The 13248-nt window shown below is 73.7% G+C and carries 14 protein-coding genes; 5 read left to right on the top strand and 9 right to left on the bottom strand.

Annotation, left to right across the window (positions count from 1 at the left end):
• Nucleotides 1–83 precede the first annotated feature (83 nt).
• Nucleotides 84–530 carry an acyl-CoA thioesterase gene (locus tag ABD774_RS13095; RefSeq protein WP_345041891.1) on the top strand — a complete coding sequence of 149 codons (447 nt, stop codon included), beginning with the start codon at nucleotides 84–86 and terminating at the stop codon, nucleotides 528–530.
• Between the two features lie 5 nt (nucleotides 531–535).
• Here the strand turns inward: ABD774_RS13095 and ABD774_RS13090 are convergent, their stop codons facing one another.
• From ABD774_RS13090 to ABD774_RS13080, 3 genes are read right to left on the bottom strand one after another with little or no spacing between them, the layout of a single operon-like run.
• Nucleotides 536–2188: an ABC transporter permease gene (locus tag ABD774_RS13090; protein WP_345041889.1), complete on the bottom strand. Its 1653-nt coding sequence runs from the start codon at nucleotides 2186–2188 to the stop codon at nucleotides 536–538.
• Nucleotides 2185–3105, bottom strand: coding sequence for an ABC transporter ATP-binding protein (locus ABD774_RS13085; protein WP_345041887.1), 921 nt, complete (start codon nucleotides 3103–3105; stop codon nucleotides 2185–2187). The genes ABD774_RS13090 and ABD774_RS13085 overlap by 4 nt, the downstream gene beginning before the upstream one ends.
• Before the next feature lie 42 nt (nucleotides 3106–3147).
• Nucleotides 3148–3840: a TetR/AcrR family transcriptional regulator gene (locus ABD774_RS13080; protein WP_345041885.1), complete on the bottom strand. Its 693-nt coding sequence runs from the start codon at nucleotides 3838–3840 to the stop codon at nucleotides 3148–3150.
• An 81-nt stretch (nucleotides 3841–3921) separates the two neighbouring features.
• On the opposite strand from ABD774_RS13080, the gene ABD774_RS13075 reads away from it, so the two are divergent.
• On the top strand, nucleotides 3922–4395 hold the full coding sequence (locus tag ABD774_RS13075; RefSeq protein ID WP_486327311.1) for a nucleoside deaminase: 474 nt from the start codon (nucleotides 3922–3924) through the stop codon (nucleotides 4393–4395).
• A 394-nt stretch (nucleotides 4396–4789) separates the two neighbouring features.
• Here ABD774_RS13075 and ABD774_RS13070 read toward each other — a convergent pair whose 3' ends face one another.
• Nucleotides 4790–6832, bottom strand: a complete 2043-nt coding sequence (locus tag ABD774_RS13070; protein ID WP_345041879.1) for a heavy metal translocating P-type ATPase — start codon at nucleotides 6830–6832, stop codon at nucleotides 4790–4792.
• Nucleotides 6833–6979: 147 nt separating this feature from the next.
• Between ABD774_RS13070 and ABD774_RS13065 the strand changes: the two genes are divergently transcribed.
• Entirely contained in the window at nucleotides 6980–7228 is a 249-nt protein-coding gene (locus ABD774_RS13065; RefSeq protein WP_345041877.1) for a hypothetical protein, read from the top strand.
• 6 nt (nucleotides 7229–7234) lie between these two features.
• On the opposite strand, the gene ABD774_RS13060 is transcribed toward ABD774_RS13065, so the two are convergent.
• Nucleotides 7235–7957, bottom strand: coding sequence for an AIM24 family protein (locus tag ABD774_RS13060; protein ID WP_345041875.1), 723 nt, complete (start codon nucleotides 7955–7957; stop codon nucleotides 7235–7237).
• A 134-nt stretch (nucleotides 7958–8091) separates the two neighbouring features.
• On the opposite strand from ABD774_RS13060, the gene ABD774_RS13055 reads away from it, so the two are divergent.
• Nucleotides 8092–8538 (top strand): protein-tyrosine phosphatase family protein, encoded by a 447-nt coding sequence (locus ABD774_RS13055; protein ID WP_345041873.1) that lies wholly within the window; start codon nucleotides 8092–8094, stop codon nucleotides 8536–8538.
• Here ABD774_RS13055 and ABD774_RS13050 read toward each other — a convergent pair.
• Together ABD774_RS13050 and ABD774_RS13045 are read right to left on the bottom strand one after the other, a co-directional pair.
• Nucleotides 8522–9211: a potassium channel family protein gene (locus tag ABD774_RS13050; protein ID WP_345041871.1), complete on the bottom strand. Its 690-nt coding sequence runs from the start codon at nucleotides 9209–9211 to the stop codon at nucleotides 8522–8524. The two genes, ABD774_RS13055 and ABD774_RS13050, sit on opposite strands and share 17 nt — an antisense overlap.
• On the bottom strand, nucleotides 9204–10616 hold the full coding sequence (locus ABD774_RS13045) for a TrkH family potassium uptake protein (protein WP_345041869.1): 1413 nt from the start codon (nucleotides 10614–10616) through the stop codon (nucleotides 9204–9206). Before ABD774_RS13045 ends, ABD774_RS13050 begins: the two co-directional genes overlap by 8 nt.
• Before the next feature lie 229 nt (nucleotides 10617–10845).
• Here ABD774_RS13045 and ABD774_RS13040 point away from each other — a divergent pair, with 229 nt between their 5' ends.
• Nucleotides 10846–11436, top strand: coding sequence for an NAD(P)-dependent oxidoreductase (locus ABD774_RS13040; RefSeq protein ID WP_345041866.1), 591 nt, complete (start codon nucleotides 10846–10848; stop codon nucleotides 11434–11436).
• Between the two features lie 39 nt (nucleotides 11437–11475).
• Here the strand turns inward: ABD774_RS13040 and ABD774_RS13035 are convergent, their stop codons facing one another.
• Together ABD774_RS13035 and ABD774_RS13030 are read right to left on the bottom strand one after the other, a co-directional pair.
• On the bottom strand, nucleotides 11476–11796 hold the full coding sequence (locus ABD774_RS13035; protein WP_345041864.1) for a hypothetical protein: 321 nt from the start codon (nucleotides 11794–11796) through the stop codon (nucleotides 11476–11478).
• A 275-nt stretch (nucleotides 11797–12071) separates the two neighbouring features.
• Nucleotides 12072–13247 carry a sugar ABC transporter substrate-binding protein gene (locus ABD774_RS13030; RefSeq protein WP_345041862.1) on the bottom strand — a complete coding sequence of 392 codons (1176 nt, stop codon included), beginning with the start codon at nucleotides 13245–13247 and terminating at the stop codon, nucleotides 12072–12074.
• Between the last annotated feature and the right edge of the window lies 1 nt (nucleotide 13248).

Here is a 13248-nt window from a genome sequence, read left to right as displayed (position 1 = left end):
CGAACCTCCGGCGCCGCGCCCGGCGCGCGCACCGCCGTCGGGAGGCGTCGGCCACGGGGCTCGTCCGTCCGTACGCTGACCCCATGACCACGGACGACGACGAGATCAACTTCCGCACGCGGAAGTGGATCAAGCCCGAGGACCTCAACGCCAACGGCACCCTGTTCGGCGGCAGCCTCCTGCGGTGGATCGACGAGGAGGCGGCGATCTACGTGATGATCCAGCTCGGCAACGAGCGGGTGGTCACCAAGTACATGTCCGAGATCAACTTCGTCAGCTCCGCCGAGCAGGGCGACATCGTCGAGATGGGGCTGCGGGCGACGGCGTTCGGCCGCACCTCGATGACGATGCGCGCCGAGGTGCGCAACCTCTTCACCCGGCAGAGCATCCTGACGATCGACAAGATCGTCTTCGTCAACCTCGGCGCGGACGGTCACCCGGCGCCCCACGGGTACACGGAGATCACCTACGACCGCAACCGCATCCCCGAGCGGCTCAGGCTCCCCGCCAAGCGGCACGGCCGCGAGTAGGGGCCCTACCCCGGGACGACGTCCCGGCGGCGCAGCCCGGCGAAGCCGGCCGCGACCAGGGCGGCGGCCGTCGCAAGCATGACCAGCAGCGGCGCGGCCCGGAGGTCCTCGGACGGCACCAGCGGGGTGTGCGTGAGCGGCGAGAGGTCCATGGCCCACCCCGGCAGGTCGAGCAGCGAGCCGAGGAACAGCGCGAGCGCGACCCACACCACGAGCACCCACGAGAGCCCCGCGACGCGCGGGACCAGCCCGTAGAGGGCGACGGCGACCGCGGCGACGAGCAGGGTCGCCGGCACGTACACCAGCGACGCGACGGTCAGCCGGCCGATCCAGGCCACCTCGCCGGTCGCCGCGGCCGTCCCGAGACCGACGCCCAGCCCGATGACGACGAGCATGGCCACCGACGCGGCGGCGACGACGGCGAGCCAGCCGCCGAGGAGCCCGGGGCGCGAGCTGCCCGTGACCGTCATGGCCTCCACGCGGCCGGCCTCCTCCTCGGCGCGCAGACGCAGGACGCCGGCGACGGCCCACGCCACGGGCGCGAGCGCGAGGAACGACAGCATCACGGCGGCGAAGCTGGTGGTGAGGTCGGCGAGATCGACGGTCATCCACTGGCCGAGGTCCGGGATGTCGTCGACCATCCCCTCGAGCGAGTCGGCCAGCGCCCCGAAGGCGACGGCGAAGAAGAACATGCCGAGCGTCCACCCGAGGAAGGAGCCCGAGAGGAGCCGGCGCGCGAGACCCGCCGGGGAGAGCAGGGCCGCGGAGGCGGTCGCCGGCCCCGGCCGCGGCGCGCGCAGACCGGCACCGAGGTCCCGCCGCTGGGCGAGGACGACGGCGAGCACGAGCAGCACGACGGTGGCGGCTGCGGAGAGGGCCAGCGGCCACCAGCGCAGGTCCACGTAGAGCCTCGTCTGCTGCGCCCAGGCGAGCGGTGACAGCCACGAGAGCCACGACCCCTGCGGGTCGACGACGTCACCGACGCCACGGACGAGGAAGGCGACGGCGAGGGCGCCCAGGGCCGTGCCGGAGGCCGCCCGGGAGTGCTCGGTCAGCTGCGCCGTCACGGCGGCGACGGCCCCGAAGACCAGTCCGGTCAGCGCGGCCGCGACGCCGAGCGCCAGGGAGCTCGGCGCCTCCATGCCCGTCCCGACGAGCGCGGCCGTGATCGCGGCGCCCACCACGAGGTTGGCGAGCGCGACCGTCGCGAGGGCCGCCGTCGCCGGGGCGAAACGACCCACGGGCAGCGCCCGCAGGACCTCCAGGCGCCCGGACTCCTCCTCGGCGCGGGTGTGCCGCACGACGAGCAGCACGCTCATGATCGCCAGCGTCACGAGGAGGTACAGGGAGAGCTCGTTGGCGACCATCGCGCCGAAGGTGTAGTCGTCGAGGGCGAACGCCGGTCCGGTCATCATCACCGCGGAGGGGTTGGACAGCAGCGCGGCGCGGGCCTGCAGCGACTCCGCCGTCGGGTAGGTCGCCTCGAGGGAGGCCACCGACCCGGCCACCGGCACGCCGACCGCGAGGGTCCAGACGGCGACGCGGACGCGGTCGAGGCGCAGGTACAGGCGCAGGAGGCCCGCCGTCCCCGCCCACGGGTCGGCGCCGGCGCCCCCGGAGGGCGCGCGGGCGGGGACGCGTTCGATCGTCGCGGTCATCGGGCCGGCACCTCCTCGGCGGGGGCGATCTCGTCGCCGTAGTGACGCAGAAAGAGCTCCTCGAGCGAGGGAGGGGCGATCGTGAGGTTCTCGACGCCGGCGTCGGCCAGGAGCCTCAGGACGTCGTTGACGCGGGCGTTGTCGACGTCGAGGCGCAGGAACCCGTCCTCCGCGGTGAGGTCGTGGACGCCGGGGGCGGCGGCGAGGGCCGCCGGGTCCGCCGTCGTCGTCGCGGTCACGGTGGAGCGGGTGAGGTGACGCAGCTGGGCGAGGGTGCCCGACTCCACGTCGCGTCCCGCGCGGATGATGGTGACGGTGTCGCAGAGCTTCTCCACCTCCGCGAGGATGTGGCTGGAGAGCAGGACCGTGCGGCCCTGGTCCCGGAGCCGGCGGACCTCGTCGGTGAAGACGGCCTCCATGAGCGGGTCGAGGCCGGAGGTGGGCTCGTCGAGGAGGAAGAGCTCGGCGTCGGAGGCGAGCGCGGCCACGAGGGCGACCTTCTGCCGGTTGCCCTTCGAGTACGTGCGGGCCTTCTTGGTGGGGTCGAGCTCGAAGCGCTCCAGCAGCTCCGCCCGCCGGCGGCGGTGCTGCTCGCCGCCGTGGATGCGGGTGAGCAGGTCGATCGCCTCACCGCCGGTGAGGTTGGGCCACAGGCTGGTGTCCCCGGCGACGTAGGCGATGCGCCGGTGGATGGCGACGGCGTCGCCCCAGGGGTCCAGGCCCAGGACCCGTGCGGAGCCGGAGTCGGCCCGCAGCATCCCGAGCAGGACGCGGATGGTGGTGGACTTCCCGGCGCCGTTCGGGCCGAGGAAGCCCGCCACCTCGCCGGTCCGGACGGAGAGCGAGAAGCCGTCGAGGGCCCGGGTGGTGCCGAAGGACTTGGTCAGGTCGGTGGTCTCGATGGCGACGTCGGCCATGAGGGTCTCCAGGATGAGTGAGCGGTGGTGGTGGCCGGCCGGTCAGGACCGGTCGGGAGAGTCGCCCGGCACGGTGGTCCCGGCACGGGCGGACAGGTAGGCGTCCAGGAGGGTCGAGTCCGCCAGGAGCGGCTCGGTGTAGAGCTCGAGCAGCGGCAGGACGATGCGCTCCGAGTAGGCGCGCAGCCAGGCGGGGAGCTCGTCGAGGTCGAGGTGGTCCTGCCGGGCCGGGAGCTGCAGCAGGAGGGCGCCGAGGGCCTGCTCGGCGAGCAGGCGGGCGCGGGCCTCCGGATCCCGGCTCGGGCGCACCGTCCCGGCCTCCTCGGCCTCACGGAGGTAGCCGACGGCGTCCTCGACGAGGTGGTCGACGAACCTGGCGGACTCGGGGCCGCCGCCCTGGAGGCAGCGCAGGACGTACCCGACGAGCGGGGCGTAGCCCTCGACCTGCGCGAGCTGGACGAGGAACGCCCCCGGACCGCCGGCGGCGCCGAGCACGGTGGCCTTGTTCCGCCGGATCTCGGCGAGCACGTGCTCGTCGCACGCCTGCCTCAGACCGGCGCGAGAGCCGAAGTGGTGCAGGATCAGGCCCGCGCTGACACCGGCGTCGGAGGCGATCGCGCGCAGCGGGGCCGCCATCCCGTCGGCGGCGAAACGGCGGACCGCCGCGTCGCGGGTGCGGGCCCGGGTCGTCAGGTCGGCGCTCGGACGCGGCGCGGCAGATGGTGTTGAACCCATGTTCAGTACGCTATACAGGCGTTCAACACGTGTCCAGGGATTTCTTCGTCCCGGTCCGGCACCCGTGCCAGGATGTCGACCGTGCGACCCGACCTGACCCACCTGGAGCGCTGCGTGGCCCTCGCGGAGGAGGCGCTCGCCGCCGGTGACGAGCCCTTCGGCTCGGTCCTCGTCGGCCCGGACGGGACCGTCCTCGCCGAGGACCGGAACCGGATCACGAGCACCGGCGACCCGACCGCGCACCCCGAGATCGCCCTCGCCCGGTGGGCCGCCGCTCACCTGGGGGCCACCGAACGCGCGGCCGCGACCGTCTACACCTCCGGCGAGCACTGCCCGATGTGCTCGGCGGCGCACGGCTGGGTGGGGCTCGGCCGCATCGTGTACGTGCACTCCTCGGCCCAGCTCGGCGCGTGGCTGGCCGAGCTCGGCGTCGCCCCCGGGCCGGTCCGGGCGATCCCTGTGCGGGACGTGGTCCCGGGCGTCGTGGTGGAGGGTCCCGTCCCGGGGCTCGACCTGCAGATGCGGGAGCTCCACCGGCGGTACCACGCCGGCTGAGCGGGCGGCAAAGCGGCTCCCGGGTTGCCGACCGACGCCGTCCGCCGCACCATGTTCTGAGCGTTCTTCCGGGTGCCGCGCACACCAGCCCCGAGGTCCGCGCTCACAGGTCATCGTCCCGGCGGCAGGTCCGCCGGGACGCGTCGCGTCACGATGGGTTGGTCAGGTTGAGGGCACGTAACGGTCGGGCGGCGCAGCCGCGAGGCGAGATCTCCGTGCTCTCGACAGCCGCCCGCACGCTCGTCACGCTGGGCGGAGAGATCGACATCGACCTCACGGCGGAGCTGGTCCGCGCGTGCGACGTCGCCCTGGAGGCGAAGCTGCCCGTCGACTTCGACGTCCGCGACGTCACCCACATGGACTCCTCCGCGATCGCGATGATCGCGCGGGTGGCCTACGCGTCGGCCACCCCGCCCCGGCTGATCCGCCCGCCCGAGGTGGTGGAGTTCCTGCTGGAGGTGACGGGGATCGGCGAGGTCGTCGAGGTGACGCACGACGACCCGGACGTGCCCGGGGCGCCCAGCCCGGACGCGCCACCGCTCGAGCCGGTGCCCGCCGCCTCCTGACGCGAGGCGGGGTTCCTGCGCAGCAGGCGCATCGCGTTGGCGATGACCACGAGCACCGAGGCCTCGTGGACGAGCATCCCGAGCGCCATCGTCACACCGCCGGCGAAGACGCCGGCCAGCAGCAGCGTGACCGTCACCAGGGCGACGGCGATGTTCTGGTGCATCACCGCCACCGTGCGCCTGGCCAGGCCGATCGCCTCGGGCAGACGGAGCAGGTTGTCACCCATGAGGGCGATGTCCGCGGTCTCCACGGCGACGGCAGAACCGGCCGCGCCCATGGCGACCCCGATGTCGGCGGTGGCGAGGGCGGGTGCGTCGTTCACGCCGTCACCGACCATCGCCACCGTCCGGCCCTGGCGCTGCAGCTCGCGCACCGCGTCGAGCTTGTCCTCCGGCAGCAGCCCCGCGCGGATCTCGTCCACGCCGGTGGCCCGCCCGATCGCCTCGGCGACCTGCGGGGCGTCGCCGGTGAGCATGACGACCTGCCTCACCCCGGCCGCGTGCAGGCGGCGGACCATCTCGGCGGCGTCCTCGCGGACCCTGTCGGCGACGGCGACCACCCCGGCCACGCGGCCGTCCACCGCGACGATCATCGGGGTCCTGCCCGCCGCGGCGAGCTCCCCCGCCGCACGGGCGGCGCCGTCGGCGCCCTGGACGCCCTCGCCCGCCAGCAGGGCGGCGCTGCCGACCAGCACGCGGTGGCCGCCGGTCGTGGCGATGACGCCCCTGCCCGGGACGGGCTCGGTGCTCTCGGGCAGACCGGGCGTCGCGAGCCCCGCGTCCGCCGCGGCAGCGAGGAGCGGGCGGGCGAGGGGGTGCTCGGAGCCGGCCTCCGCCGCCGCGGCCCAGGCCAGGACCTGCGCACGGTCGAGCGCCGGGTCCAGGACGAGCACGTCGGTGAGGTGGGGCCGACCCTCGGTGAGGGTGCCGGTCTTGTCGACCGCGACGGCGTCGATCTTCGCGGAGCGCTCCAGGAACTCCCCGCCCTTGATGAGGATGCCGTCCCGCGCGGCCCGGCCGATGCCCGCGACGATCGCCACGGGGATCGAGATCACGAGCGCGCCCGGGCAGCCGATGACGAGCAGCGTCAGCGCGAGGACGACGTCCCCGGTGACGAGGCCGACCGCCAGGGCCAGCAGCATGATCGCCGGGGTGTACCAGGTGGAGAACCGGTCGATGAAGGCCTGGGTCCGCGCCCGCGCGTCCTGCGCCTCCTCGACGCGGTGGATGATGCGGGCGAGGGTGGTGTCCTCCCCCACCCCGGTGGCGCGCACCTGCAGGAACCCGGCGCGGGAGACCGTGCCGGCGTAGACCCGGTCCCCCTCGGCCTTCTCGGCCGGGACGGACTCCCCGGTGATGGAGGCTTCGTCCACGGCGCCGGTGCCACCGACGACCTCGCCGTCGACCGGGACCTTCGCGCCGTTCTTGACCAGCACCGTCTCCCCCGCGACGACGGCACCGGCCGGCACCTCGACCTGCTCGCCGTCGCGCAGCACGACGGCGACGTCGGGGGCGACGGCGACCAGCTCGGCCAGAGCCGACCGCGTCCTGCTCATGGTGCGCGCCTCGAGGGCGTGGCCGACGGCGAACAGGAAGGTCACCGCGGCGGCCTCCCAGTGCTCGCCGATGACCACCGCGCCGGCCGCGGCGACCGCGACCAGCAGGTCGATGCTGACGGCCCCGACCGCCAGCGCCCGCACGGCCTTGACCGCGATCGGGGCCCCGGCGACCACGGCGGCCGCCACCAGAAGGGCGTCGCCCGCCGCGTCCGACCCGATCGCCCGGGCGGCGAGGAACGCCACCAGGACGAGGGCCCCGGACACCGCGGGCACCGCCCACGGCCCGTGCCGCCACCGCTGCAACCTGTTCACGATCCGCTTCCTCCTCCGCGCCCCGGGGCGGGGCGGCTGGGGACGACGCTAGGAAGTGGACGGGCAGCGAACCATGACGGGCGTCAATCAGCGGCGGCACACCCCGGCAATCGAACGTGAGTTCGACGGGTGGCGTACCATGCAGGGGTGGCGATCGAGCAGGTTCCCCTGCGGGAGCAGGCCTACAGCCTGGGACCCGCGCAGTACGGCACGCCGGTGCACCAGGCCACGGAGCCGCTGCCGGTCTCCGCGTGGATCCACACCCGCACCGGCCACCACCTCGTCATGGGGGTCGCGGTCGGCTGGACGCCGAGGGCGGCGCGGATCCGCTACACCGACGAGCACGGCCGCGAGGGCTACGCCTGGGTGTGGGCCAACGCGGTCACCCGGCGGTGAGCGGCGTCAGGAGAAGAGCTCCCCGAGCCCGGAGCCGCTCTTGCCCGCCTGCTGGTTGCCGCTGGCGTTGACCGACTCGCTCGGCTGCACGAGCACGTACCCCTGCCCGCCGAACGCCATCTGGAACGTCTCGCCCGTCCCGCCCCGGACCATCGAGCGGATCCCGCCGGTGTCCACGCGCACGTCCATGGTCACCCCGCCGGTCCACAGCACCACGGCCTGCGCGTCGCCGAACGTGGGTGCGGAGGCCACGTCGAGCGCCACGGGCTCGCCCTTGGTCGCGATCGCCACGTAGCCGGTACCCCGCAGCGAGACGTTGTACAGCCCGCCGGTCATGGCGGCGCCGCGAGCCTGGATGCGGTGGATGTCCCACTCGATGGAGGCGGAGAACGCGAGCACGTTGTTGCCGTTGACGGAGATGAGGTCGTTCTCCAGGTAGATGATCTGCACGTCGGCGGCGTCGTCGGCGACGAAGAGCTCGCCCTGGCCGGTGCACTGCATCATGTTGACGCCCTCGCCCGTCACCGCGGACTTGAACATCTTGCCCAGGCCGCCCGCGCCCTTGTTCTCGAAGCGGATGTCGCCCTGGTAGGCCACCATCGAGCCGGTCTTGGCCCAGACCGGCCCGTACCCCATCTGGATCTTCAGGAGCTTCTTGTTCTGGAGGGAGAAGGGGTCCTGCGAGACGTTCTCGCGGAAGTCGTGGAAGAGGGTGCCGTGGATCGCCATGGTGCTCCCGTCGTCGAGGTGGTCGGGCAGGGCGGAGCCGTGCCGTCGTGGCCGAACCTATCGGAGCCGCCTAGGCTGCGGGGCGCCGGACACGTCCACCGGCACCACGGTCTCTCCACCGCACGGAGGTCGGCATGGGGCTGCCGGAAGGCTGGGACCCGGCCGTGGCGGGGGTGCTGGTGCTGCCGTCGGGACGCACGGTCCGCGGCCGCTCGCTGCGGGCACCGGCCGCCGGGCCGCCCGCGTTCACGCTGTTCCTGCTCGGCCGCCGGCCCCCGGCGGTGGCGTGGCCCGCCCGGTGGGTGCGCTGGCCCGACTTCCGGCTGCCGGCCGACCGGGCCGACGCCGTCGCCGCCCTGCGGGAGACCTGGCGCCGGGCCGCCGAGGAGCGGGTGGAGGTCGTGTGCGGCGGCGGGCGCGGGCGCACCGGCACGGCGCTGGCGTGCCTGGCGGTCCTCGACGGGCTGACGCCGGACGCCGCCCTGCGCCTGGTCCGCGAGCGCTACGACCGGCGGGCGGTCGAGACGCCGTGGCAGGCGGCGTTCGTGCGCCGGTTCGCCGCCGTCACGCCATGTCGATGAAGCGCTCGGCGACGGCGGACGGGCCGATGACGACCACCGTGTCGTTCCAGTTCAGGATCGTCTCGCCGGTGGCGTGGCCCCACGACCCGTCGGGCTGGCGCACGGCGACGACGTTGAGGTTGTGCTTCTTGCGGAAGCCCACCTTGTCCAGCGGCCGGCCCACCATCGACGGCGGGGCGGGCGCCGTCACCATCGCGAAGCCGCCGCCGATGTCCTGGTAGTCGGCCAGGGAGCCGCGGAGCAGGTGCGCGGTGCGCCGGCCCATGTCCGCCTCGGGGTAGACCACGTGCTGCACCCCGAGCTGGGTGAGGATCTGCCCGTGCGGGTCGTTGATCGCCTTCGCCCAGACGTTCTCGACCTCGAAGCGCAGGAGCCAGGAGCTGACCAGGATCGAGGCCTCCACGCTCGAGCCGATCGCGACGACGGCGTGGGAGAAGTCCGGCACGGAGAGCTGGCGCAGCACCTCCTCCTTGGTGGCGTCGGCCCGCACGACGTTGGTGAGCACGCCGCCGAGGGACTGGACGATGTCCTCGTCGGTGTCGATGCCGAGGACGTCGACGCCCGCGTTCGCGAGCTCGACGGCGAGCGCCTGGCCGAAGCGGCCGAGGCCGATCACGACGACCGAGTCGTCGGCGTCGAGGGCGACGCGGTGGCGATGGGTGCTGCTAGCCAATGAGGGGTCTCTCCTTCGGGAGCTCGTAGAGCAGGGCGCGGGTGCGCAGGGCGAGCGCGGAGGCCACGGTGATCGGGCCGACGCGTCCGGCGAACATGATGGCGGCGAGCATCAGCTGCCCGCCGTCGGGCAGCAGGTGGGTGATGCCGGTGGACAGGCCCACCGTCGCGAAGGCGGAGATGACCTCGAAGAGGGCCTGGTCGAGGCTGAACGGGGTCGTGATCAGCAGGATCCACGTCCCGGTCATGACGACGGCGACGGCGAGGAGCGCGATCGTCGTCGCCTCGCGGTGGAGAGACCGCGGCAGGCGGCGGCCGAACATGTTCACGGCCGTCCCGCCGCGGATCTCGGTGACGATGATGAAGAGCAGCACCGAGAACGTGGTGATCTTCAGGCCGCCGGCCGTGCCCGCGGGGCCGGCGCCGATGAACATGAAGACGTCGTGCGCGAACCACGTCTGCGTGTGCATGGCGGCCACGTCGAGGCTGTTGAAGCCGGCGGTGCGCGCGACCACGGCGGTGAAGAACCCGGCGAGCAGCTTTCCCGGGGTGTCCAGCGGGCCGAGCGTGCCCGGGTTCGTCCACTCGAGGGCGGTGATCGTCGTCGTGCTGACCACGAGCAGCACCGCGGTGCCGGCGAGGACGACCTTCGTGGTCAGGCTCCACCGCGCCGGCAGCCGGTAGGAGCGCACCAGCTCCAGCACCACGGGGAAGCCGAGGCCGCCGAGGATGACCGCGGTCGCCACCGGCAGGCAGATCCACGGGTCGGTGGCGAAGCCCATCAGGTTGTCGGTGTACAGGGCGAAGCCCGCGTTGTTGAACCCCGAGATCGCGTGGAAGGCGCCGTGCCACAGGGCGCGGCCCGGCGCGTAGTCGTAGGTGATCATGAGCCGGCCGGCGACGACGGCCGCGACCGCCGTCTCGACCGCCAGCGCGGTCCGGGCGACGCCGAGGAGGACGGCGCGCAGGTCCCCCAGGCTGAGGGTGCCGAGCGAGGCGCCCGTGACCATGCGGGTGCGGAACCCCAGCCGGCGCGCCGTCAGGAGACCGAGCAGGGACGCGAACGTCATGATCCCCAGCCCGCCCACCTGGATCAGACCGAGGATGACGACCTGGCCGAAGCCGCTCCAGTAGGTGGCGGTGTCCACGACGACGAGGCCGGTGACGAAGACCGCCGAGGCGGCGGTGAAGAGGGCCTCCACCACCGGCGCCCCGCCGGCCGCCGACACCGGGGCGGGCAGCGGGCCGGGAGGCGGCGCGTCGGCCACCGACACCGGCAGCATGAGCAGCACGGTCCCGGCCGCGAGCGCGACGAGGAAGCTGAGGACCACCGCCTGGGCGGGATGCCGCAGGTGCGGGAGGCGGAACAGCCGCCGGTCGCGTGCAGACGGGCCGTAGGTGAGCACCGCTGAACGGTAGACCCGCCTCCGCGGTCGCGACAGGGCCTGCGGTGTCTCGTCCACCACACTTCTCCCGCCTGGGACCCGGCCGTTCGGTCGCGGCGCAGCACTGTCAGGAGAGTCTCCTTCCGGCTCCGGCGGAATTTCCGTGCGCGGCCCGGTCGTTCCAGCCCACGACCGTCCGGCGGCGCTGGACGGTGCTGCACACACGTCCCCGCACACCTGAGGAGCACAGATGAAGATCGCCGTCTACGGAGCCACGGGCATGATCGGCCGCGAGATCATCGCCGAGGCCACCGGCCGTGGCCACGACGTCAGCGGGTACTCGCGGTCCGGCGGTGACGGCGTGGCCGTGGCCGACCTCGGTGACACGGCGACGTTCCAGCAGGTGGCCGACGCGCACGACGCCGTCGTCATCTCCCTCTCCCCGGACCGCACCGGCGGGCCCCACGAACCGCTCCTCGAGGCGTACGACCGCGTGATCGCCGCCCGGCCCGGCACGCGCCTGATCCCCGTGGTCGGGGCGGGCAGCCTCGAGGTCGGCGACGGCCTCCTCCTCGACGACCCGCAGGTGCCGGAGCTGTACCGCCCGGAGATGCTGACGATGCGCGAGGTGCTCGAGAAGTTCCGCGCGTCGGAGGGCCTGGACTGGACGGCCGTCTCCCCCGCCCCGCAGATCGCCCCGGGCGAGCGCACCGGCAGCTACCGCACCGCCGCCGACACCCCGGCCGGCGAGTCCATCTCCACGCAGGACCTCGCCGTCGCCGTCCTCGACGAGCTCGAGAACCCGCAGTTCCGCGGCCGGCGGTTCACCGCCGCGAACTGATCGCGGCCGGCCTCGCGCGCCCCGGCGCGCGAGGCCGCGTCAGGCCCGCCCGACCGCGGATCCCTCGCACCGCTGCGCGACGTCGCGGTGGTAGGTGCCCCGTGCGACCGCCAGCTCGAACGCCACGTCCCCCATCCGGAGGATCTGCCTGACGACCGAGTCGGGCACGCCGGCCTCGAGGGCCTGGACCACCGCGACGTTGCGGGCCATCAGCAGCGACTCGCTGATCACCGGGGTGGACACGAACTCGTGCTGCGCCGCGCGCAGCCGGGCGACGGCCTGCTCGTACGGTCCCGGCGGCAGCGATGTGGCGACCGGGGTGCTCAGGCTGGCGCTGGCCAGGTCCTCGGTGGTCTTCATGCTCAGCCCTCCTGGACCCTCGGCGCGCGGACGTCCGCGCGGCCCGTGCAGGCGACCGGTGGGGACGTCATCACGTTAGGGGCCTGAACAACTCGGGGACGAAGCACGCTTCGCCACCCGGTCGCCGGGTCGCGCAACCGCCGCAGCATCGACGCGGGGACGCACCGCTGGAGCGATCCGATCGTTGCGGACGCACTGCCCGCGGCCACCGGTCCAGTGACGGAGGACGGCGCCCGGCCGTGCGGCCGGGCGCCGTCCATGGTGCCGGGCGACGGTCAGTTGACGCCCCACAGCTCCTTGAAGCCGTCCTGGTAGTCCGTGCCGCCGAACCAGGAGCCGGACGCCTCGCCCTCGGGCGTCAGGTCGAGCTCCCCGACGTTGTCGGCCGTGAAGATGCGCCGGTACGGGAACTCGAGCGTGACGCTCTCCTGGCCCGACATCATGCGCAGCACCTGGTCCGCGCCGTACCAGCCGAGGGCGTCCAGGTTCGTGCCGATCTCGCTGCCGATGGAACGGCCCTCGCCGAGCATCTGCATCACGGCGAGGGTGCCGTCCGAGCTGCTGACGGTCACCTGCTCGACCTTGCCGGCGCTCTGCAGGCCCTGGACTGTCGGCTGGACGATGACGTCGAAGGGCACCTGGACGTGCGTGATGTCGGGATTGCGCACCAGCGCGCTGCTGACGAGGCTCGGCAGCTTCTGCAGCTGGCCGGTGTTCGTCTCGACGACGGTGACCTCGCAGTCGGGGCACGCCTCCTCGTAGGTCGCCAGCGCGCCCTGCTCGGTCCACAGGGTCGTGGCCGGGGTGTCGGTGACCTTCACGACCAGGACGTCGGCCTTGCCGCCGGAGTCGGCGATGATCCAGTTGGCGTTGAGGGCCTGCAGCTGGACGTTGTCCGGGGTGAGGTAGCCGACCTTGTCCGGCTCGCCGGGTCCCTCCGGGGCCACGAGCATGTACAGCAGCGGGATGCCGGCGTCGCGCACCGACTGGAACGCGACGGAGGCGAGCTCGTCGGGGATGGAGCCGGAGACGACGGCGTCGGCCTTGGCGTCGACCGCCTGGGCCAGGCAGCTGGCCATGGAGGCGGGGCTCGCCTCGCCGTCGCAGACCTGGACGTCCACCCCGGCGGTGTCCAGGGCGCGGGCCATGCCGTCGCCGACGAGGTGGAACAGCGGGATCTTGTAGTTGGCCGGGATGTAGTAGACCGTCTTGCCCTCCAGGGCGGAGAGGTCGCCCAGGGCGGGCCCGGGAGGCGTGAACTCCTCCACCGGCTCGGAGAAGCGGTCGACCATCTCCTGGGCGGCCGCGACGGCGGGACCGGCGGCCGCGGTGCCGGCGCCGCCGGCGTCCGTCGTGGTCTCGGGGGCGGGGGCTGCGCCGCCGCACGCGGCGAGGAGCAGGGCCGAGGCGGCGACGGCGCCGCCCCACAGGGCCTTGACAGGCTTTTTCATC

It is taken from the genome of Georgenia daeguensis (assembly GCF_039537705.1).
GTDB classification, from domain to species: domain Bacteria; phylum Actinomycetota; class Actinomycetes; order Actinomycetales; family Actinomycetaceae; genus Georgenia; species Georgenia daeguensis.
Note: the sequence above shows the minus strand (reverse complement) of the source record. Positions and strands in the feature narration are given on the sequence as shown.